Below are 21,112 nucleotides of genomic sequence, written 5' to 3'. Positions count from 1 at the left end.
TGCCCATGGATCTGGGTTCATCGAATCCCATCCAGGTAACCGCCACCAGATCTTTTTGATAACCACAGAACCAGGCATCGACTGCGTTACTGGTCGTTCCCGTTTTTCCTGCGATGTCATTGCGCTTGAGCGCTCTGGCCCGGGCAGCAGTCCCTCTCTGAACGACATCCTGCATTATGCTGGTCATCAGAAACGCATTGCGTGGATCGATGACCTGTTTGGCATTCTGGCCAGCAGTGGCAAAGCGGGCTTGTTCGATGATGTTTCCATGCTCATCCTCAATCCGTTCGATGAAGTAGGGATGAATGTGGTAGCCTCCATTGGCAAACGTAGCGTATCCGATAGCCATTTGCATTGGTGTGGCTGAGCCGGCCCCGAGTGCCATGGGAAGGACTGCAGGGTGATGTTTCTTATCGAAACCGAAACGGGTGGCGTAGTCCTGCGCATAAGTCGGGCCAATCGCCTGAAGAATACGGACCGATGCCAGGTTTTTGGAATGTGTCAGTGCGGTGCGCATTCTGATTGGGCCACTGAATTTGCCATCATAATTCCGGGGTTCCCAGGTTTTGCCGCCAATCTGTAGATATAGCGGTGCGTCATTGATGATCGTAGCCGGAGTAAAGCCTTTTTCAAGTGCGGCAGAATAAACGAACGGTTTGAAGCTCGATCCCGGCTGGCGCCAGGCTTGTGTAGCATGATTGAATTTGTTGAGGTGGTAGTCAAACCCGCCTACCAATGCGCGAATGGCGCCATTGTTCGGATCCATTGCAACCAGTGCAGCTTCGATTTCGGGCAATTGAACGATCTGCCAGTTACCCTTTTCTGTTTTCTTTACTCGAATCAATGCGCCGGGGCGTATCCGTTTCTCGCCGATTTTGGGATCATTACCGAGAAATTGGCGTGCTGCTTTCAAACCATCGCCTGTGATTCGGATGGTTTCTCCATTTTTGCGGAAGGCTTCGACGGCGCTGGGTGTGGCAGATAGAACAACTGCTGCCAGAATATCATCGCTGTTGCGGATATCCTGCATGATGTCCTGCAATGCTTCACGATCCTTGGGGTCTTTGGGCAGTTCCAGGAATGCTTCCGGACCACGGTAACCATGCCGGGCATCATAATCCGTGACGCCTTTGCGTAACGCTCGGTAAGCTGCTTCCTGATCTGTTTTTCTCAACGTGGTATAGACCTTGATTCCGCGAGTGTAGGCCTCTTCCCGGTAGCGATCGTAAACAATCTGCCGTACCATTTCTGCGACATAATCAGCGGGCATGGCGAAGATTTTTGCCCGGCGATGAATTGCAGTCGCAGTCGCAGTCTCTTTTGCCTGCGCGAACTGTTCAGCGGAGATATATCCGAGTTCGTGCATCCGTCTCAATACATATTGCTGTCGGGTTTTTGCTCGTTCCAGGTTGACAATCGGATTGAATCGCGAGGGTGCCTTAGGAAGTCCGGCCAGCATGGCCGCTTCCGCCAGATTGATGTCAGTAAGCTTTTTGCCGAAATAGGATTGTGCTGCAGAAGAAAAACCGTAACTGCGTTGTCCGAGATAAATCTGGTTGATATACAGCTCTAAGATCTGGTCTTTCTTCAGACTATGCTCGATTTTGAAGGCCAGTAAAGCCTCGCTGAATTTTCTGGTAAGCGTTTTTTCTTTGGTCAGGAAGAAATTGCGTGCCACCTGCATGGTGATGGTGCTTGCTCCCTGATGCGCACCACCTGCCTTGAAATTGGAATAAATGGCACGTAAGACACCGATGTAATCCACACCGTAATGCTGATAAAAACGATCGTCCTCGGCTGCCAGAATCGCTTGTTTGAGCGATTCGGGTACCTCCCCAATTTTGACGAAATCCCTGCGTTCCTCGCCGAATTCGCCGATCAGTAAATTGTCGGCACTGTAAATTCTCAACGGTATTTTGGGACGGTAATCAGTCAGTGTTTCAAGACTGGGCAGTGAGGGCAGCGTAACCAGGGCAGCAAATACCACCAGCAATGCGGTAAGCAAGCCAGTGGCCAGAGCGACCAGGAAGAAACGGTAAAACCAACGGAATAACATTCAGAGGTGGTGTGTGTCGTGTAGGGTGAAAAATGATCCAGAATGAAATTATAAAGGGTATATCAATTGTTATTGCATGAATTAACTCATTCATTAAGCTGTCAGAATCGGCCTCAGTCGCAATACTCCGTCCGGATGAAAATATTCCGGTCAACACGTTATGCAAGTGAGAGCAGATATGGCCTTGAGCCCGTCCATCCTGAAAAAACCTCTCGATATCAAGTTTGATATCGACTTCAGCCTGCTGGCAGGCACTGATCGCATGCTGGGGGTGGATATCAGCGCCTCGTCGATCAAGGTAGTAGAGCTTTCCAGGAAAGGCCGGCCACCTCATTCATACCGCCTGGAGCGGTATGTGATCGAACCCATGCCGGTAGATGCTTTGCAAGATGGTGGAATCAACCAGATCGAACAGGTAAGTGAGTGTCTCCGGCGCGCTTTGAAACGGATGGGGGCACGACAGAAAAAAATTGTCATGGCACTGCCGCTGACTTCTGTCATTACCAAGAAAATCCATGTTCCCGCCGGTTTGCGTGAAGACGATCTGGAATTTCAAGTCGAAACAGAAGCTAATCAGTATGTGCCATTTGCGCTGGATGAGGTCAATCTTGATTTTCAGGTGATCGGGCCGGTTCCAGGTCATCCGGAAGAAGTGGAAGTGCTGCTGGCAGCTGCCCGTAAGGATAAGGTGGAAGATCGGGTAGCAACGGCCGTGTCAGCCGGACTGAAAGTGATGGTGATGGATATCGAACAGTTTGCTGCGCAGGCAGTATCTGCCAGAGCGATCAGACAGCAACTGCCGGAGGATGGCAAGGATAAGGTAATTGCCCTGATAGACATAGGCGCGAGCGTTACCCGGATCAATACGCTGTTGAACGGGGAATCCATTTATATGCGCGATCTGTCTTTTGGCGGAGATCAGCTGACACAGGAAATTCAGAACCAGTTCAATCTTTCTCCCGAAGAAGCCGAGATTGCCAAGCGCAACGGAACATTGCCGGAAAATTACCGGCATGATGTGTTGCAGCCCTTTTGTGAAACGGTGGCATTGGAAGTATCTCGGGCACTTCAGTTTTTTTTTACTTCTACCCAGTATACCCAGGTGGACTACATTTTTCTGTCAGGAGGGTGCGCAGCCATTCCTGACTTGGAAGAGATTATATCTGAACGTACCAAAGTGACTACCCGGATCATCAATCCATTTGCTGATATGGAACTGTCCGGTCGGATGGTACCAAGACAACTGAAAATGGATGCTCCTGTTCTGTTGACGGCCTGCGGCCTGGCCATGAGAGGATTTGACCCGTCATGATACGCATCAATTTGCTTCCATACCGTGAACTCAGGCGCAAGGCACGCCAGCAGCAGTTTGCCGTACTGGCCGGCCTCACTGTGATACTGGGTATGCTGATCATATGGGGAGTACACGAAATGGTACTGGATAAAATCGATTACCAGAATGGGCGCAATCAGTATCTGAAGGATGAGATCGCCGTGCTGGACCGGCAGATTGCCGAGATCAGATCGATCAGAGAAAAAATTCAGGAAATGCTGGCACGCAAAGGGATCGTCGAATCACTGCAAGGCAATCGTGCCAAGGTGGTGCACATGCTGGACGAGGTGGCCAGGCGAGTACCGGAAGGGGTTTATCTGAAGGGCTTCAAGCAGACGAACGAGCATGTTCGTCTTGCCGGCTATGCTCAGTCCAATGCCTGGGTCTCGACGCTGATGCGTAATCTGGATGCTTCATCCTGGATGGAGTCGCCACTCCTGATCGAAATCAAGGCGGCTACCGCAAACGGAATCAGGCTCAGTGAATTCGATTTGAGTGTCAGGTTGACCGAGTTACCGGAAGAAGACAGCCATACCAGAGGAGAGGAAATGACATCAAAAATTACCGCAGCGACGGGGCAGCCATGAATCTGCTGGAGGAGTTGCGTCATGTCAATCCTAATGAGCCGGGGAGCTGGCCGGTTGTAATTAAGGCAGGTGTGCTTGCACTGTTGCTGGCAATCCTGATGGTGGCCGGTTATTTTCTGGATTGGGAAGAACAGTGGACGACACTGGAGCAAGTGCGGGAAGAAGAAAATACGCTCAGAAGTACTTTCCTTGCCAAAAAGACCAGTGCAGTCAATCTCGATGCCCTGCGTCAGCAACTGGTAGAAGTGCAACAAACATTGGGCACCTTGCTCAAGCAACTGCCCAACAAATCTGAATTGGATGCGCTGCTGGTAGATATCAATCGGGCAGGGCTGGGACGTGGATTGCAGTTCGAACTGTTCAAACCCGATACCAGAGAGACGCTGCGGGATTTCTATGCCGAATTGCCGGTTACTGTCAGAGTAACGGGCAATTATCACGATATCGGTGCTTTTGCCAGTGATGTAGCTCAGCTGCCGCGCATTGTCACGCTGCACAATATCGAGATCACTCCCGGCAAAGATCATCAGTTGATATTCAATGCGACGGCGAAAACCTTTCGTTATCTCGACGATGAGGAAATCGCAGCACATAACAGAGAAATAACAGAGAAAGACAAACAGAAGAATCCAAAGGGGGCGTCATGAGCAGCCGGTTCAGCTGGTGGATAGCTGTAATGATGCTGCTGTCATTGGTGGGTGCATGCAGCCCGGAGGGTTATGAAGATCTGGAATCTTTCGTCAGAGAATCAGGTGCGGGATTGAAGGGAAAAGTGGATTCCCTGCCAGAAATCAGGCCGCTGGAGCATTTTGTTTATCAGGCGTTCGATATTCCTGACCCCTTCAGTAACCGGAAAAACAAGCCGGGGAGACCGGATCGCAATGTACTGGAACCTGATTTGAAGCGAGCGAAGGAAGCACTGGAGAGTTTTCCACTGGAGAATCTCGTCATGGTGGGTTCGCTGCGGCGCGGAAATAATGTTTTTGCCCTGGTCAGAGCTCCGGATAACTCGGTTCATCGTGTCAGAGTTGGTAATTACCTGGGCCAGAATTTCGGCCTGATTACGGGCGTTTCCGAAGCGGAGATCAAATTGAGAGAGATTACACGGGATAGCGGGGACGAATGGAGCGAACGGGCCAGTGTACTCATGCTGCAAACTCAGGAGCGGAAATAATGAACTGGATAATGGGAAACAAAGAGTACGAGAATCGGGTCATCAGGGTTGTTCAGCGGGTTTGGCGATGCTTGTCGACCTGTATTTTGCTGCTTGCCTGGGGTTATGTGCAGACTGTAGTCGCATCGGTCAACACACTGCGCGTAGTGGATATCTCGTCACAGACTGATGGCAGGACGGTTGTCAGGTTAACTCTGGACAAACCGGTTGAAGTACCACCTGCCGGAGTGTTGCTGAATGATCCTGATCGCCTTTACTTTGACCTGGAGCAGATGGACAGTGCACTGGGCAAATCGGGCAAAATTCCCGGTCGTGGTGTCATCAAAAATATCGATGTCGTACCTGCCGAGGGCCGTACTCGTCTGGTGATGAATCTGTCAAACACGGCTGCCTATGAAACCGATGTCGAAGGTAATCATTTACTGATATCGCTCAAAAGCAATGAAATCTCTGGTGGAACTTCTGCCCGCCCGCCCCTTTCGGCTTCCAGTCCGGCGAAAAGCGAAATGATTAGTCTGCGCGATATCGACTTTCATCGGGGTACCCAGGGCGAAGGCAGGGTGGAAGTAGAACTTTCGCAGCCGGGCGCAGTGGTCAATGTCCATAGTCACGGCAGCAGATTGCTGGTTGAATTCATAAAAGCCTATCTGCCCCCTAATCTCGAACGGCGGTTGAATGTACTGGATTTTGCCACACCGGTGCAGTCAGTCGAGACGATTACCCGGGAGGGCAACGTGCAGATGATCATCGAGCCGAAAGGGCGTTGGGAACATACTTCCTGGCAGACCGGCACCAGTTTTGTAGTGGAAATCAGACCGATGGCTGAAGCCGAAGATATCCCCATTCACAAGAAACTGATCGATGGGGGCTATACCGGTGAAAAACTCTCACTCAATTTCCAGGATGTCGAGATTCGTTCGATTCTGCAGGTAATTGCAGACTTTACTGACCTGAATATCATCGCCAGTGACTCCGTCAAAGGTAATCTGACCTTGCGGTTGAGAGATGTTGCCTGGGATCAGGCACTGGATATCGTGCTGCAAACGAATGATCTCGCTAAGCGCAGGGCGGGCAATGTGATTTTCATTGCGCCACGGGAAGAAATGGCTGCTCGTGAAAAGCTGCAACTGGAGCAGAACCAGCAGATCACCGAGTTGGAAGTATTGCAAACCGAGGCTTTCAAACTGAATTACAGAACCGCCAGCTCGATTCCGCTCAAAGGTATTCTGAGCCAGCGCGGTTCGGTGGAAGTGGATGACATCAGCAATACCCTGACCGTTACCGATATTCCCACACGGCTGGCAGAAGTAGCAAGACACGTCGCCAACCTCGATACTCAGGTACGACAGGTTATGATCGAAACCCGAATCGTCGAAGCAACCGATACATTCAGCCGTAACCTGGGAGCCCGTTTCGGGGTGCAGAACGCCACCCGCATTGGCAGCGAGACCAATGGGCGGCGGCTGGGGATTTCCGGCAATCTGGGCAACTCCAGCGGACTGGCTGCCGGTACGGTATCACCTTCTGGCGGGGATAATCTCAACGTCAATCTGCCGGCGGCTGCACTGGCCGGTGTTGCAGGTGGACCGGCCGCACTGGGCCTGAGCCTGATCAAGATCAACAATGGCACGCTAATCAATCTTGAACTCTCCGCACTGGAGTCGGACAGCAAGGGCCGGGTGATTGCCAGCCCGCGCTTGGTAACAGCCAACCGTGTAGAAGCAAGTATCGAGCAGGGTACCGAAATCCCGTTTCAGACCATCAGCGTGACACGGCCGCAGATCCAGTTCAAAAAAGCTGTGCTTGGTCTCAAGGTTACGCCGCAAATCACCCCTGATGACAACATCATCATGAAACTGCAAGTCAATCAGGATACCCGGGGAGAAAATACACCCGCCGGACCAGCGATCGACACCAAGCAGATCGTTACCGAGGTACTGGTGGAGAATGGCGGTACAGTCGTCATCGGCGGTATTTTCGAACAGGTCGAAAAGCAGGATCGTAACCAGGTTCCACTTTTGGGAGATATCCCCGTACTGGGGAATCTGTTCAAAAACACCGCGAAACGGGATGACAAACGCGAATTGCTGATCTTCGTCACACCGCGCATCCTGAACGAAAACCTCAGCAACAATATTCGATCGGCATTGAATTGAATTCCTGATACAGTGCCTGGCAAAAAGGAAGGGGGCTTGGTATGGCCCCTTTGTCATTACTGAATTTGAATCCATGAAAAAAGAGGAGAGGTGGTACAGATGGTGCAGCAGTTTCTGACGCCGCATCAGAGCCAGTACATTGCTTGGCAACTTACTCGCCGAGCAGCCAAAGACAGCGTGGAATCTCTGGCCAGCGCGCTGGTGGACTCCCAAGTGGATTTGAATCCGCATCAGGTCGAAGCCGCGCTCTTTGCCTGCCGCAAACCGCTATCGCGGGGCGTGATCCTGGCGGACGAGGTGGGGCTGGGCAAAACCATCGAAGCCGGGTTGGTCATCTCCCAACATTGGGCGGAGCGGCGTCGCAAGATGTTGATCATCGTGCCGGCCAACCTGCGCAAGCAATGGCACCAGGAACTGCAGGACAAGTTCAATCTTCAGGGGCTGATCCTCGAAGCGAAGAACTACAACGCCCTGCGCAAGGAAGGTGTCACGCAACCCTTCCTGCATGCAGGCGGGCCGGTCATTTGCTCCTACCAGTTCGCCAAAGCCAAGGCCGATGATCTCAAGCGCATTCATTGGGATCTGGTGGTCATGGATGAAGCCCACCGTCTGCGCAATGTCTACAAGAACGGCAACGTCATTGCCCGGACGATCCGCGACGCGCTGGAGCACGTTAATGCCAAAGTCCTGCTGACGGCAACACCGCTACAAAACACCCTGCTGGAGCTTTACGGCTTGGTGAGCATGATCGATGAGCGTGTGTTTGGCGATCTCGACAGCTTTCGGACCCAATTCTCTGGCGTCAGAACCGAACAGTCCAACCGGGCACTGCGAGAGCGTTTGGCACCACTTTGCAAACGCACGCTGCGTCGGCAAGTTCAGCAATACGTGCCGTATACCGCGCGTATCGCCATCGTCGAAGAATTCACCCCAAGCCAGGAAGAGCAGCAACTTACCGCATTGGTCGCCGATTACCTGCGTCGCCCGAATCTCAAGGCACTGCCTGAAGGCCAGCGTCAACTGATATCGTTGGTGCTATGGAAGCTACTGGCCTCGTCCAGCCACGCCATTGCTGGGGCGCTGGAGACTATGGCCAACCGCCTTCAAGGACAACTGGATGAGTTGCCTGATGTCCCTGACCTGACAGAGTCGCTGGATGACGACTACGAAGGACTGGATGAAACCGCAGACGAGTGGAATGGCGCAACCGCCAATGATGTCGATGCCAGCTCCAACGAAAGAACAGCCATTGCCGACGAAGCGGCCGAACTCAGACGCTTCAAGGAATTGGCTACGGGTATTCGACAGAATGCCAAGGGGCAGGCACTGCTGACAGCACTGGGCAAAGCTTTCGCTGAGCTGGAGCGTTTAGGTGCGGGCAAGAAGGCCATCATCTTCACCGAGTCCAAGCGCACCCAGAATTACCTGCTTTCCCTGTTGGCTGAAACACCCTACGGCGATGGCATCGTGCTGTTCAATGGCACCAACAGCGATGCCAGAGCGCAGGTCATCTACAAAGACTGGCTGCAACGCCATGAAGGCAGCGATTGCATTACTGGTTCCAAAACCGCTGACACTCGTGCCGCGCTGGTTGAGCACTTCAAAGAGCGCGGCACCATTATGATCGCGACGGAGGCAGGCGCGGAAGGCATCAACCTGCAATTCTGTTCTCTGGTCATCAACTACGACCTGCCGTGGAATCCCCAGCGGATCGAGCAACGCATCGGCCGCTGCCACCGTTACGGGCAAAAGCACGATGTGGTGGTGGTCAACTTCGTGGACCGCAGCAACGAGGCGGATGCGCGCGTCTACGACCTCCTGTCGCAGAAGTTCAAGCTGTTCGAAGGCGTGTTCGGCGCCAGTGACGAAGTGCTCGGAGCCATCGGCTCCGGCGTGGATTTCGAGCGGCGGATCGCCGCCATCTACCAGAATTGTCGCAAGCCCGAAGAAATCCGCAGCCGCTTCGAAGACCTCCAGCGCGAACTCGCTAGTGAGATTGACGAAGCCATGCTCAGAACACGGCAGCTTCTGCTGGAGAACTTCGACGAGGAAGTGCAGGAGAAGCTGCGCATCCGTAGCCAGGACAGCCAAGCGGTGCTGAACAAGTACGAGCGTCTGCTGATGGACTTGAGCCGCACGGAGTTGCGGGATCATGCCCACTTCGACACTAACGAAACGACCAATGCCGAAGAGATTAATGGCTTTGTCCTGCACAGCTTGCCCGATGGACTAGGTCACGCCACAGGCAGAAGCGAACAGACAGTGCTGGCGGGGCGCTATGAACTGCCCAGGCGCAGCGGCGATGCACATCTTTACCGTATGGGCCATCCCTTGGCGGAATGGGCCATTGAGCGCGCCAAGGCGCGAGATCTACAAGCCCCTGCACGATTGGCGTTTGACTACGCCGCCCACGGCAAAAGAATCGTCAGCCTTGAGAAATGGCGCGGCCAGAGTGGCTGGCTAAGCGTGACCCTGCTAACCGTCGAAACCCTGAACGATCAGGAGCAGCACCTGCTTGTTTCCGCCTGCACCAAGACAGGGGAAGCGCTGCCAGAGGACGATCCAGAAAAATTGCTGCGCTTGCCTGCGCAAGTCGAAGGAGATGCGCACCTGGAAGCATGTGCCGAACTCGTCGCCGATGTCGAAAGCCGGAAAACCGTACTACTGGGCGAGATCAATCAGCGCAACCTGGGCTACTTCGAGCAGGAGGTGCAGAAGCTCGATGCGTGGGCCGATGACCTGAAGCTCGGGCTGGAGCAGGAAATCAAGGCTATCGACGGTGAGATCAAGGAGGTGCGCCGCACCGCCGCTGCGTCACCCACGCTGGAAGAAAAGCTGGTGCATCAAAAACGCCAGCGAGAACTGGAAACCAGGCGCAGCAAACTACGCAGGGAACTGTTCGCCAGGCAGGACGAAGTGGAAGAACAGCGTAACAAGCTGATTGGCGAATTAGAGGACCAGCTCAAGCAACAGATTGAAGAAAATACATCGTTCACCATCGAATGGGAGCTGAAATGACACCCTACCGCAATCTAAGTGGAAATTCCAATGTTGTTGCTTACGAAACGACGGATGATTCAATTCATGTAGTTTTCAAGAGTGGAACTTACCGCCACTATCTTTACAACTCGGCTCGCCCTGGCGCGGCAGTGGTGGAGAGGATGAAGCAGTTGGCAGCACAAGGCCGTGGACTGAACTCTTATATTTCGTCCACAGTGAAAGACAAATTCAGAAGAAAGTGGTGAGGCAGACATGGCATCTCCATCTCAAGAATTGCTTGAAGTGATTTCACCTTTGTTGGTGAAAGAAAAATTGCTGCTTGCCGTGGATGCCGAGAAATACAAGGGCAAGATTGCCGCCGGAACAATGAAAGCCGAGGATTGGCTGTTGGCAGTTGAAAAGGCCTTGGAAAAGGAGGCAAAGCAATGACTTTCCCCACACTCACCAGCCTATCCATTGAAAACTTGCGTGGTTCAACCACACCCTTCACCTTGCTATTCGAGAAAGGGCGGAAGCTGACCATAATTTACGGCGAAAACGGCGCTGGTAAGTCCACCATTTCCGATGCGTTTGATTTGCTTGGCAATGGCAAGGTTGGCTCTCTGGAAAACCGGGGCGTGGGGGGCGTTACGCGAACTTACTGGCCTTCCGTTGGAAAAACGCACGCACAAGTCAAAGTGGAGCTGACCACCTCGGCTGGCACATGCGTTCTTTCACTCGCCAAGGCAAATGTGGCCCTCAATAACGAGCAACTGAAACCGCGCGTGGATGTTCTCAGGCGTAGCCAGATATTGAATCTGATTGCGGCGCAACCAGCCGATCGCTACAAGGAAATCAGTCGCTTTGTGGATGTTTCCGGCGTTGAGACTTCAGAAAACACATTGCGAAAGTTAATCACTGACAAGTCACGAGACTATGAAAGTGCGACAACCCGTGTGGGTGCGAACAGAACCACCATTGAAAATTTCTGGAAGCAAGCGGGAAGCCCCGCGCTCGATGCATCTTCATGGGCCAAAGCTGAAATTCAGAAAGATCAGCAGGCACTTGACCAACAGAAGATTGCCATAGATGGTTTGATTTCCCGTTGGGACAATGTTTCATCTCACCCAGCGAAGCTGACCGACCTCTCTGCCCAGCTAAATTCTGCACAAGCAGCGTTGAGCACGGCCAAAGTGAGTCTAGAGGCCTTGACCAGTGATGTCGCCAATGATTATCTGGAAATCATGGAAATTCTGAAGGCAGCGCAAAAACACTTCACGACACATCCTCATCCAGCGGTTTGTCCGCTTTGCGAAAGTGGTGAGAACGCTGAAGGCTTAGCCGTGGAGGTCAATCAGCGAATTGAGGCGCAAGGGTTACATGTCAAACTGGAAGCAGCAAAGAAAGCTGTGGCAATACAAGAATCCGCCGTGCAAAAAGCGGAGCAGCGTTTTGAGGATTTCAACCGCGATGCAGCCAATGATTTTGCGGAGTTGGAAACCTATTGCAAAGAGTCCAAGCATCTTCCCAAACTGGAATGGCCAACTTTCCCCGTGCCTGATACAGCGGCGCAATGGGCCAACTGGATAGATAGCAACAAGGACAAACGGACAGATTGGAAACAGGCATCAGATGCGTGCGTGGACAGCAAGAATTTCGTGGAGACGCTACGTCGCTCGCTGAAGGAGCTTGAGGTGAGTGAGGGTGTCGCCAAAGAGTTACACGTCACGCTTCCAAGATTAGAACAAGTTCTGAGCCTCATTGAGAGGGAGCGCAAGAACTACACGGACAAGATACTTGGCGCTATTTCTACCCGCGTTGGGGAACTCTATGAAGACATCCATCCGGGCGAAGGGCTAAACAAAATTGTCCTTGCAATGGATGCGGCGAAACGCAGTTCGTTGGACATTTCAACTAATTTCGCTGGCAAATCTGCTTCTCCGCCACAAGCCTATTTCAGTGACTCGCATCTGGACACGCTAGGGTTATGCGTATTCTTTGCGCTGGCTGAACGAGAAAACCCTGAAGCCAAGATTCTGGTGTTGGATGATGTATTGGGCAGCGTGGATGAACCGCATGTCGAGCGCATCATTGGTATGATTTACGATGCAAGCCAGAAGTTCCAGCATACCGTTGTTACCACTCATTACCGCCCGTGGCGTGAAAAATTCCGTTGGGGCGTTCTCAAGCCTGATCAGGTCTGTCATTTCATTGAACTTGGCTACTGGACATTCGACAAGGGCATTTCCTTGAGTGGCGCAATGATTCCAGAAATTGCCCGCCTGAAAACCCTGCTGGCAGACCCGAATTCTGATGTACAAGCAATCACTGGCAAAGCTGGCGTGATTCTTGAAGCCTTGTTAGATTTCATCACGCTGCAATATGGTTGTGCCGTTCCAAGACGACAGGGTAATACTTATGTGTTGAGCGACCTGCTTGGTGCAGTGAATAGCAAATTACTGGCTGCGCTCAAAGCCGAAACGCTGGCTGCCGGACACGTCACAACAACCACGGAAATCAAGCCCATCCTTGATGAGATAGGAAAGATAGCCCAAGCCAGAAATGTCATGGGCGCTCATTTCAATTCAGTGGCTTTTGACCTCTATCCCGCTGACGGCATCAAGTTTGCCAAATTGGTTGAGCAGTTATCCGATGCCGTGGTTTGCCCGGAACATGGACGGCCCATGAAAGATACTGGAAGCTATTGGAGAAATGGCGGTGACACGCGCCGCTTACATCCGCTGAAAAAACCGACTTGAGTGCACATGAGCAAGAAACAAAAACTCGAACTCACCTGGATTGGAAAGGATAAACGGCCCAAGCTGGAGCCTCGCATCCTGCTCGAAGACTCCGATAAGTCTTATCATGCCAAGAAGCGTGTTTCGGAGAGCGACATTTTCGACAACCGGTTGATCTTTGGCGACAACCTGCTGGCGCTTAAGGCGCTGGAACAGGACTTTTCGGGAAAAGTTAAGTGCGTCTACATCGATCCGCCGTTCAATACACAACAGGCCTTTGAGCACTATGACGATGGCTACGAGCATTCCATCTGGCTTGGGTTGATTCGGGATCGAGCAGAAGTACTCCGGCGATTGATGTCGGATGATGGATCACTTTTTGTCCATATTGATGACAACGAGCTTGGCTATCTGATTGTGTTGCTTGATGAGGTCTTTGGTCGCGCTAATCGAATCGGCATTGTTACATTCAAACAAAGCTCCGCTTCAGGTCCTAAGGCAATTAACCCAGGGCTAGTCACCACAAACAACTACCTGCTTTATTATGCAAAAGATAAGAGTGTATGGTCGCCCAATCGGGTATTCGTTCCAGGTCCCCGTGATGATCGCTATTCAAAGTTTATCGAAAACTATGAGGATAGATATAGCGATTGGAGGCTAATCGGTTTGCGAGAAGCATTCCTTAGAAGTGGTCGGTTGGATTCATGGGATGCTGCCAAGGCGAAGTACGCAGACAAACTTGAGATAAAGCTCTCTGATTTTGTTGTATCGAATGCCCACCGAGTCGTTCGCACCGCGCGTGTTGCGCCCAAAGATGTGAATGAGTCAGCTAGGGAAGCGCTGTCAAAATCAAACTCCGACAGTACGCAGGTTTTCTGTTCTCCTCGAGATGGAAAGGACGATTATTATTTCCTTGGCGGTGAGCAATTAGTCTTTTACAAAAATAAGACTCGCGATATCGACGGTACTACTTGCACGGCATCCCCGCTCACGAATCTATGGGACGATCTGCTATCGAACAATCTTCACAACGAAGGTGGAGTCTCTTTCCCAAATGGAAAGAAGCCGGAAGCATTGATCAAACGGTGCATCGAGCTTTCAACACAACCGGGAGACATTGTTCTCGACTCATTCTCAGGCTCCGGCACCACTGGGGCTGTTGCTCACAAGATGGGCCGCCGCTGGATCATGTTGGAATTAGGCGAGCATTGCCATACCCACATCATTCCGCGCCTGAAGAAGGTCATCGACGGCGAAGACCTGGGCGGCATCACCAAGGCGGTGAACTGGCAAGGCGGCGGTGGTTTCCGTTACTACCGTCTCGCTCCCAGCCTGATCGTGGAGGACCGCTGGGGCAATCCGGTTATCAACCCGGAGTACAACGCCGCGCAATTGGCCGAGGCATTGTGCAAGTTGGAAGGCTTTACCTACGCTCCGTCAGAAACGCGCTGGTGGCAGCAAGGGCATTCCAGCGAGCGGGATTTCATCTACGTCACCACGCAAAACCTGTCTGCCGCCCAGTTGCAGGCTTTGTCGGATGAGGTGGGCTCAGAGCAAAGCCTGCTGGTGTGCTGCTCAGCCTTCCACGGTATCAGCGCAGCAGCGGCCGCTGCGCGTTGGCCGAACCTGACGCTGAAGAAGATTCCGAAGATGGTGCTGGCCCGCTGCGAATGGGGCCATGACGACTACAGCTTGAATGTGGTGAACCTGCCGTTGGCCGAGCCGTCGCCGCCAGTACCTGTAGCGAAGACGGCCAAGTCTGGCAAAAAGCCCAGCGATAGCCGGACGACGGACCTGTTTGGCGACGGGGAGGATGCCTGATGACGAAGAAGAAGCCTGCGTCTCTAGTTCGCTCTTCGGCAGCGGAATATCTGACCTTTGTCGCGGCCAGCGGCCAGGGCGGTGTCGATGCGGTGTATGCCGATGAAAACGTCTGGGTCAGCCAGAAGATGATGGCGCAGCTCTACGATGTGGAAACACCCACCATCAATTACCACCTGAAAAAAGTGTTTGACGACAGTGAGTTGCAGGAAGAGGCAGTTATTAGAAATTTTCGAATAACTGCCGCCGATGGCAAGCGCTACGACACCAAGCACTACAACCTGGCCGCCATCATCGCCGTGGGCTACAAGGTCAATTCCGAGCGTGCGGTGCAGTTCCGCAAGTGGGCCACCGGCATCGTCGAGGAATTCGCCATCAAGGGCTACACGATGGACGACGAACGCCTGAAAAGCGGCGGCTCTATCCTGACGGAGCAGTACTTCGAAGAACAGCTCCAGCGCGTGCGCGAGGTGCGCCTGTCCGAGCGCAAGTTCTACCAGAAGATCACCGATATCTATGCCACCGCCATTGACTACGACGTGACGGCGCAGGCCACCAAGCGCTTTTTTGCCACCGTGCAGAACAAACTGCATTGGGCAATCCACGGGCAGACGGCCGCAGAAGTGGTCTACACCCGGGCGGATGCCGAAAAGGCCAACATGGGGCTGACCACCTGGAAAGACGCTCCTCAAGGAAAGATCCAGAAGTTCGATGTAGTGCTCGCCAAAAACTATCTGAGCGAACACGAAATGGCGCAGCTTACCCGGTTGGTCTCCGCCTATCTGGACGTGGCCGAGGACATGGCGTTGCGCAAGATCCCCATGACCATGCAGGACTGGGAAACGCGATTGAATCGCTTTCTGGAGGCGACAGATCGCGAAGTTCTGCAAGACGCGGGGAAGGTCACGGCGGAAATCGCCAAGGCACACGCCGAAAGCGAATTCGAGAAATACCGCATCGTGCAGGACAGGCTGTTCGAGAGCGATTTCGACCGGATGTTGAAGCAGCTTGAGGTTGATCACCCTAGCCAGGGCAGCGACCAGAACAAAAATGAGGGGAAAGCATGAGTTCGCGTGTTCAGAATCACGTCACTGGCCGCCTGTCGCTGCGGCCGCCACAAGCCGAATCCCTGGCACGATTGGTACGCGCTCTGGAAGCCGCGCCGGAAATGCTGGGCAAGGATAGGGACGTTGCCTTGATCCTGGCGACCCTGAAAGCCGAGTTCCCGACGCTGGAAGACTTCGAGCGTGACTTCCCCTCGCTGTGCTTCGCTTTGGCCACCGGAGTCGGCAAGACGCGCTTGATGGGGGCTTTTGTCGCCTACCTGCATCTGGCACATGGCATCAACAATTTCTTCGTGCTCGCTCCCAATCTGACGATCTATAACAAGCTCATCACGGACTTTACGCGCAACACGCCAAAGTACGTGTTCAAGGGTATAGCCGAGTTCGCGCAGCAAGCGCCGCTGATTATCACGGGTGATAACTACGACCAGAGCGGCGCGGCGGTTGACGATCATTCGATAGGTTTTGCCCACGACGTGCGCATCAATATCTTCAATATCTCCAAGATTAATTCCGAGGTGCGCGGCGGTAAGGAGCCGCGCATCAAGCGCATGCGCGAGGTGCTGGGTGACAGCTACTTCAATCATCTGGCGAGCTTGCCTGACCTGGTGCTGTTGATGGACGAATCGCACCGCTATCGTGCCCAGGCTGGTATGCGGGCAATCAACGAACTGAACCCGCTGTTCGGGCTGGAAGTGACAGCCACGCCATTCGTGGAGTCCGCCAAGGCCCCCATACCTTTCAAGAATGTGGTGATGGACTATCCCTTGGCACGCGCCATGGAAGATGGCTTCGTCAAAGAGCCGGCCGTCGTCACCCAGCGCAACTTCAAGACCAGCAACCACGCTGCGGAAGAGATCGAGAAGATCAAGCTGGAGGATGGCGTTCGCCTGCACGAGGCCACCAAGGTCGAGCTATTGACCTATGCCCGGGAGAACGGCGTCAAGGTTGTCAAACCCTTCATTCTGGTGATCGCGCGCGATACGACGCATGCCGGGCAGTTGAAGGCATTGATCGAGTCCTCGGCATTCTTTGAAGCGCGCTACCAGGGCAAGGTCATCCAGGTGGACTCCAGCCGTACTGGCGCCGAGGAAGAGAAGATGATCGAGGCGCTGTTGAATGTGGAGAACTCGGATGAGCCCACCGAGATCGTCATCCACGTCAACATGCTCAAGGAAGGCTGGGACGTCACTAACCTCTACACCATCGTGCCGCTGCGTGCCGCCAATGCACGCACGCTGATCGAGCAGTCCATCGGACGTGGCCTGCGACTGCCCTACGGCAAGCGCACGGGCGTAGCGTCGGTGGATCGATTGAATATCGTCGCGCACGACAAGTTTCAGGAAATCATCGACGAAGCCAACCGTGGCGATTCGCCGATCCGGCTGAAGCAATTCATCCTCGAAGCGCCAAGTGCGGACGATAAGAAGGTCAGCGTACAAGTTGAGTCTGGCGTAGCGGCCTGCCTTGGCTTGACGGATTCCCCGGTTATACAGACGGACACATCCGGTTCGACTGATGAATCGGCATCCAATGTCACACCGCAACCGGTATTTACTACCGAGGCTGAGAAACAGGCCGCGCGCGTGGTGATGGAGGTCATCGGTAAATACGAAGTCAGGCACGATCTGGTACCGACCAGTGGCGCACTGCTCAAGCCGGAGGTGCAGCAGGAAATTCTGGCGGAAGTAGCGGAGCGGTTGAAGCCGATGCAGGGCAAGCTGCTGGCGGGTGCGGATGAGGCTACCCCCACTCTGGATTTATCGGTCGTTGTGGCGAAGACGACGGAAATCGTGGTGCAGCAGACCATCGACATCCCACGTATTGCCGTAGTGCCCAAAGGCGAGGTGACGACAGGTTTTCATCCGTTCACGCTGGATGTGAGTCAGCTTTACCTGCAGCCGAGTAAGCGCGAGATTGTCGGCCAGATGCTGCGTACCAATGAGCAGTTTACGCTGGCGGCGGAGATCGGATTGAAGGAGCAGCGTCCGGAAGACTATATTGTTCATGCGCTGGTGGATTTCGACGATATCGATTACTTTACCCACGCCGGATTGCTCTACGACCTCGCAGGGCAGATGGTGCAGCATTTGCGCAGCTATCTGTCAGAGGACGAGGCCACCAGCATTCTGGATCGGGATCGCCGCTTGATTGCGCGGGAAATTCACGCCCAGATGATGGCCCACTTCTGGGAGAAGGCAACGGATTATGAGGTGCAAGTCAGTCGCGGTTTTACGGAACTCAAGCCTTGCAACTACACGGCTGTGGCGGATCAGACACCGCGCCATTTTCGCGAAACCGTGGAGGATGTGGGACGCATCAAGCAGATGTTGTTCGGCGGATTTACCAAGTGTCTGTACCCGCTGCAGAAGTTTGATTCGGATACGGAGCGCCGCTTTGCTATCATCCTGGAGCGCGATGCCAGCAAGTGGTTCAAGCCTGCCAAAGGGCAGTTTCAGCTTTACTATAAGTTGGGTACCGAACAACCAGAGTACGTTCCCGATTTCGTGGTGGAGATGGATTCATTCATTCTGATGGTCGAGACCAAGGCTCGTGCAGACATCGGTACGCAAGAAGTGCAGGCCAAGGCAGCTCCTGCCATGCAATGGTGCAGGCATGCTTCTGAACATGCGAAGAGTATCGGGACCAAGCCCTGGAAGTATCTGCTGATGCCTCATGATGAGATCAATGAATCGAAGCAGCTTGCTGATTTTTTTCGCTTTGAAATGAAAGTGTGATTACAGTGCGTTCCCGCGATTCTGTTACGATTTCATAAGTTATATATCTATTTGGAGTAATATTTATTTGCAGTAAATTTAAAACGGTAAGCTGGCATAAGCGCAGCAGGTACTAAACAAAAATGGAGAAAACCATGGCAGATACCAAACAAGATAAAACTACAGAAGCTGCTTTTCTGGGAGAGCTATACGCTTTTCGTAATGCCTTGAAACTAGCCCATTGGTCTATTACGGGCAAGGGAAGTTATGAAACACATATATCCTTAGATCAGGCAATTGATTCGCTCGTTGATGTTACAGATCGCCTTGTAGAAACTACTTATGCTTTGAGAGGGACCTTGGATATCGTCATACCTGAGACTAAACGACCTAAGGATTGCATCAAATATGCAGAGAGTTTTTATAAGTATGTTGAAGAGGCAAGGAAACGGTTATTTCCTGAATCCTTTTCGCAATCAATTATTGATGATGTACAAGAAACTATCCAGCAATTGCTGTTCCGTTTGAAAAGGTTGGAGTAATCATTTCTCAACACTTTACGCTTACTATTCTGAAGTGGCGTATAGGAAAGTGTCGATTATTTACTGTCAGTCAGTAGCTTTTCTATACGTTCCGCAGCGTATAACACCCCATTTTCAGTTGCCATAGCTTGTCCCAGTGCCCTCTGCACGCTGGACTGTATCGGGACGTTCAGCGAAGGCGATCATGCGTGACAGGTCATGCAGATTAATCTTGTCATGAGGCACATAGTCCGGCGCGACACCAGCCAGGGATAATCTTTTTGCCCAAAAGAACTGATCTCCTGTAAAAGGGATGACGATCGAGGGGACACCAGCTCGTGATGCGGTGTGTGTCGTACCTGCGCCGCCATGGTGAATCACCATCGACGTTCTCTGAAATAGCCAGTTGTATGGTGTGGATCCGATCACAAAAAAATTGTCTGGCAATGAGGTCGGGTCGATACCGCTCCAGCCTGGAAAGAACAAGGCGCGGCGTCCGTCGATAGCTTTGACGACGGTTGCAAGCAGTTTGTCTTTATCGAAGCCACCCATGCTGCCAAAGCCGACGTAGATTGGCGGTTCACCTGCCGAAAGAAACTCGGTTAATGGGGCAGGAGGCTTCCACGTTTCGGATTCAACCGACCATGCACCGCAGATTTCCCAGATATCGGGCCAGTCCGCAGGTTGTGGCACGAGATGACGCGAAATACCGAAGAGAATCGGATAATCCCGCCACATCTGCTTGCGCGGGGTTTGCCCTAACTGATGACGCGCGGCATTGATTCCCTTGCGGAACAATTGCCATATCAGTGCATTGACTGCCTGATGGCTGAGCCGATTGAGCCAGCCCGGCATTTTCCAGGGAGGAAGCAAGGGAGAAGGAAATGCAGTGGTCGGAGACAGAGGCCAAAGACCAAGCCCGATGGCAGGAATGTGCAAGTGCTCTGCAACAGACAGGCCCACGTAACTCGTAATGCCTGAAAACAGCAAGGCATCAGCAGAATGAGATTGTTCCGCTGCATCTTGCATCCAGGATGTGGTGTTGTCGTTGGCGATCTGGGCAACAGCTTTTGACATGCGCGTTACATCACTACCGTCTTGCATCAGTTTTGCCAGTGCGCCTCCAGGGCCAACGGTTGCTTTCATGTCACCAGCCAGAGTGAAGGTGGGAATACCTTGAGCCTGTGCAGTGGAGAGAGTGGATCTATCGGCAAATAACTGAACGCCATGGCCTCGATCCAATAAACCACGGCACAGCCCGACCAAGGGGCGTGTATCTCCTTCCGTTCCATACGTTACAACAGAAAATTGCATGGCAGTATATGTGGTTTGATAGTGTGGATACTTCCTAAATCATATTGGATATGTGACGGTTGATGCGAATACGCCTTCATCAGTCGAGGAATTTTGTGACGGGGTAGGTCACCCTCTCAGGTGGCTGCACAGAGGCACTTTCCGCCAAATGAGCAATTTCTATTTTGTTATGCCTCATCAGGTGAAAAACAGTTTCACCGTGCATCAGCAGGTAATCAGAAATGATGCGACGATGGCAGCGCCACCAGACAGCCTCCGAACACATGATTGCACATCTGCGTTTTCGTCCCAGAGCGATCAGTTTGGCAAGGCCATGATGAAAAGTATCAGTTAGTGCGTAATCAGCATAATTATGAAAGCTCTGATTTTCCCAGAAACCGTTTACATCGGGCGGCACCGTTTTAGACCTGGCGCGTAAACCACCCAGCTGCGGGATGTGTTCGTAGCTGATTCGGAATGCAGCCAAGCTGTCGGGAAATGTCTCCTGGTTATATTGCGGATTGGTTCGTGACCGTGTAACGGTGCGTACATCTACAATTTGCTCCACTTCTGCTGCATGCAGTAACCCGATGAACTCTTCCAGCGTGCGGGTAGAGTGCCCGATGGTGTAAAAGGGCAGATTCATTTTTCCGGTCAACCGGCGAGTGCTTTG

General features: G+C 52.7%; 16 protein-coding genes. 13 read left to right on the top strand and 3 right to left on the bottom strand.

The window, feature by feature from the left end:
• Positions 1-2,056: penicillin-binding protein 1A (locus tag ABUL11_RS02975; protein ID WP_350282375.1), on the bottom strand; the 2,056-nt coding region annotated here is incomplete at its 3' end.
• A gap of 160 nt (positions 2,057-2,216) precedes the next feature.
• Between ABUL11_RS02975 and ABUL11_RS02970 the strand changes: the two genes are divergently transcribed.
• The 13 genes from ABUL11_RS02970 to ABUL11_RS02910 all read left to right on the top strand — a co-directional run bounded on the left by ABUL11_RS02970 (position 2,217) and on the right by ABUL11_RS02910 (position 19,167).
• Entirely contained in the window at positions 2,217-3,368 is a 1,152-nt protein-coding gene (locus ABUL11_RS02970; RefSeq protein WP_350282374.1) for a pilus assembly protein PilM, read from the top strand.
• Positions 3,365-3,976, top strand: a complete 612-nt coding sequence (locus tag ABUL11_RS02965; RefSeq protein WP_350282373.1) for a PilN domain-containing protein — start codon at positions 3,365-3,367, stop codon at positions 3,974-3,976. The genes ABUL11_RS02970 and ABUL11_RS02965 overlap by 4 nt, the downstream gene beginning before the upstream one ends.
• Positions 3,973-4,623 carry a type IV pilus inner membrane component PilO gene (locus ABUL11_RS02960; protein ID WP_350282372.1) on the top strand — a complete coding sequence of 217 codons (651 nt, stop codon included), beginning with the start codon at positions 3,973-3,975 and terminating at the stop codon, positions 4,621-4,623. The genes ABUL11_RS02965 and ABUL11_RS02960 overlap by 4 nt, the downstream gene beginning before the upstream one ends.
• Entirely contained in the window at positions 4,620-5,150 is a 531-nt protein-coding gene (locus ABUL11_RS02955; RefSeq protein ID WP_350282371.1) for a pilus assembly protein PilP, read from the top strand. Before ABUL11_RS02960 ends, ABUL11_RS02955 begins: the two co-directional genes overlap by 4 nt.
• On the top strand, positions 5,150-7,306 hold the full coding sequence (locus ABUL11_RS02950; RefSeq protein ID WP_350282370.1) for a type IV pilus secretin PilQ: 2,157 nt from the start codon (positions 5,150-5,152) through the stop codon (positions 7,304-7,306). Before ABUL11_RS02955 ends, ABUL11_RS02950 begins: the two co-directional genes overlap by 1 nt.
• 99 nt (positions 7,307-7,405) lie before the next feature.
• Positions 7,406-10,324: an SNF2-related protein gene (locus ABUL11_RS02945; RefSeq protein WP_350282369.1), complete on the top strand. Its 2,919-nt coding sequence runs from the start codon at positions 7,406-7,408 to the stop codon at positions 10,322-10,324.
• Positions 10,321-10,551, top strand: a complete 231-nt coding sequence (locus ABUL11_RS02940) for a hypothetical protein (protein ID WP_350282368.1) — start codon at positions 10,321-10,323, stop codon at positions 10,549-10,551. The genes ABUL11_RS02945 and ABUL11_RS02940 overlap by 4 nt, the downstream gene beginning before the upstream one ends.
• A 7-nt stretch (positions 10,552-10,558) precedes the next feature.
• On the top strand, positions 10,559-10,735 hold the full coding sequence (locus ABUL11_RS02935) for a hypothetical protein (RefSeq protein WP_350282367.1): 177 nt from the start codon (positions 10,559-10,561) through the stop codon (positions 10,733-10,735).
• A complete protein-coding gene (locus tag ABUL11_RS02930) occupies positions 10,732-13,044 on the top strand; it encodes an AAA family ATPase (RefSeq protein ID WP_350282366.1) in 2,313 nt (770 codons plus the stop codon). The genes ABUL11_RS02935 and ABUL11_RS02930 overlap by 4 nt, the downstream gene beginning before the upstream one ends.
• A gap of 6 nt (positions 13,045-13,050) precedes the next feature.
• Positions 13,051-14,844: a site-specific DNA-methyltransferase gene (locus ABUL11_RS02925; protein WP_350282365.1), complete on the top strand. Its 1,794-nt coding sequence runs from the start codon at positions 13,051-13,053 to the stop codon at positions 14,842-14,844.
• On the top strand, positions 14,844-15,911 hold the full coding sequence (locus ABUL11_RS02920; protein WP_350282364.1) for a virulence RhuM family protein: 1,068 nt from the start codon (positions 14,844-14,846) through the stop codon (positions 15,909-15,911). Before ABUL11_RS02925 ends, ABUL11_RS02920 begins: the two co-directional genes overlap by 1 nt.
• Positions 15,908-18,646 carry a DEAD/DEAH box helicase gene (locus ABUL11_RS02915; protein WP_350282363.1) on the top strand — a complete coding sequence of 913 codons (2,739 nt, stop codon included), beginning with the start codon at positions 15,908-15,910 and terminating at the stop codon, positions 18,644-18,646. Before ABUL11_RS02920 ends, ABUL11_RS02915 begins: the two co-directional genes overlap by 4 nt.
• 134 nt (positions 18,647-18,780) lie before the next feature.
• Complete coding sequence (locus tag ABUL11_RS02910) at positions 18,781-19,167, top strand: DUF5856 family protein (protein WP_350282362.1); 387 nt, start codon at positions 18,781-18,783, stop codon at positions 19,165-19,167.
• A gap of 114 nt (positions 19,168-19,281) precedes the next feature.
• Here ABUL11_RS02910 and ABUL11_RS02905 read toward each other — a convergent pair whose 3' ends face one another.
• Both ABUL11_RS02905 and ABUL11_RS02900 read right to left on the bottom strand, forming a co-directional pair.
• Positions 19,282-20,460 (bottom strand): glycosyltransferase, encoded by a 1,179-nt coding sequence (locus ABUL11_RS02905; protein ID WP_350282361.1) that lies wholly within the window; start codon positions 20,458-20,460, stop codon positions 19,282-19,284.
• A 79-nt stretch (positions 20,461-20,539) separates the two neighbouring features.
• Positions 20,540-21,085, bottom strand: a complete 546-nt coding sequence (locus ABUL11_RS02900) for a DUF488 domain-containing protein (RefSeq protein ID WP_350282360.1) — start codon at positions 21,083-21,085, stop codon at positions 20,540-20,542.
• Positions 21,086-21,112: the final 27 nt, after the last annotated feature.

It is taken from the genome of Nitrosomonas sp. (assembly GCF_040256045.1).
Lineage (GTDB): Bacteria > Pseudomonadota > Gammaproteobacteria > Burkholderiales > Nitrosomonadaceae > Nitrosomonas.
This window is presented reverse-complemented; position numbering and strand designations above follow the sequence as displayed.

Excerpts from the sequence above, each read along its gene's own strand:
- ABUL11_RS02965 (WP_350282373.1), top strand. The coding sequence starts at position 3,365 with ATGATACGCATCAATTTGCTTCCATACCGTGAACTCAGGCGCAAGGCA.
- ABUL11_RS02910 (WP_350282362.1), top strand. The coding sequence starts at position 18,781 with ATGGCAGATACCAAACAAGATAAAACTACAGAAGCTGCTTTTCTGGGA.
- ABUL11_RS02945 (WP_350282369.1), top strand. The coding sequence starts at position 7,406 with ATGGTGCAGCAGTTTCTGACGCCGCATCAGAGCCAGTACATTGCTTGG.
- ABUL11_RS02920 (WP_350282364.1), top strand. The coding sequence starts at position 14,844 with ATGACGAAGAAGAAGCCTGCGTCTCTAGTTCGCTCTTCGGCAGCGGAA.
- ABUL11_RS02930 (WP_350282366.1), top strand. The coding sequence starts at position 10,732 with ATGACTTTCCCCACACTCACCAGCCTATCCATTGAAAACTTGCGTGGT.
- ABUL11_RS02915 (WP_350282363.1), top strand. The coding sequence starts at position 15,908 with ATGAGTTCGCGTGTTCAGAATCACGTCACTGGCCGCCTGTCGCTGCGG.
- ABUL11_RS02905 (WP_350282361.1), bottom strand. The coding sequence starts at position 20,460 with ATGCAATTTTCTGTTGTAACGTATGGAACGGAAGGAGATACACGCCCC.
- ABUL11_RS02955 (WP_350282371.1), top strand. The coding sequence starts at position 4,620 with ATGAGCAGCCGGTTCAGCTGGTGGATAGCTGTAATGATGCTGCTGTCA.
- ABUL11_RS02950 (WP_350282370.1), top strand. The coding sequence starts at position 5,150 with ATGAACTGGATAATGGGAAACAAAGAGTACGAGAATCGGGTCATCAGG.
- ABUL11_RS02900 (WP_350282360.1), bottom strand. The coding sequence starts at position 21,085 with ATGAATCTGCCCTTTTACACCATCGGGCACTCTACCCGCACGCTGGAA.
- ABUL11_RS02960 (WP_350282372.1), top strand. The coding sequence starts at position 3,973 with ATGAATCTGCTGGAGGAGTTGCGTCATGTCAATCCTAATGAGCCGGGG.
- ABUL11_RS02970 (WP_350282374.1), top strand. The coding sequence starts at position 2,217 with ATGCAAGTGAGAGCAGATATGGCCTTGAGCCCGTCCATCCTGAAAAAA.
- ABUL11_RS02935 (WP_350282367.1), top strand. The coding sequence starts at position 10,559 with ATGGCATCTCCATCTCAAGAATTGCTTGAAGTGATTTCACCTTTGTTG.
- ABUL11_RS02925 (WP_350282365.1), top strand. The coding sequence starts at position 13,051 with ATGAGCAAGAAACAAAAACTCGAACTCACCTGGATTGGAAAGGATAAA.
- ABUL11_RS02940 (WP_350282368.1), top strand. The coding sequence starts at position 10,321 with ATGACACCCTACCGCAATCTAAGTGGAAATTCCAATGTTGTTGCTTAC.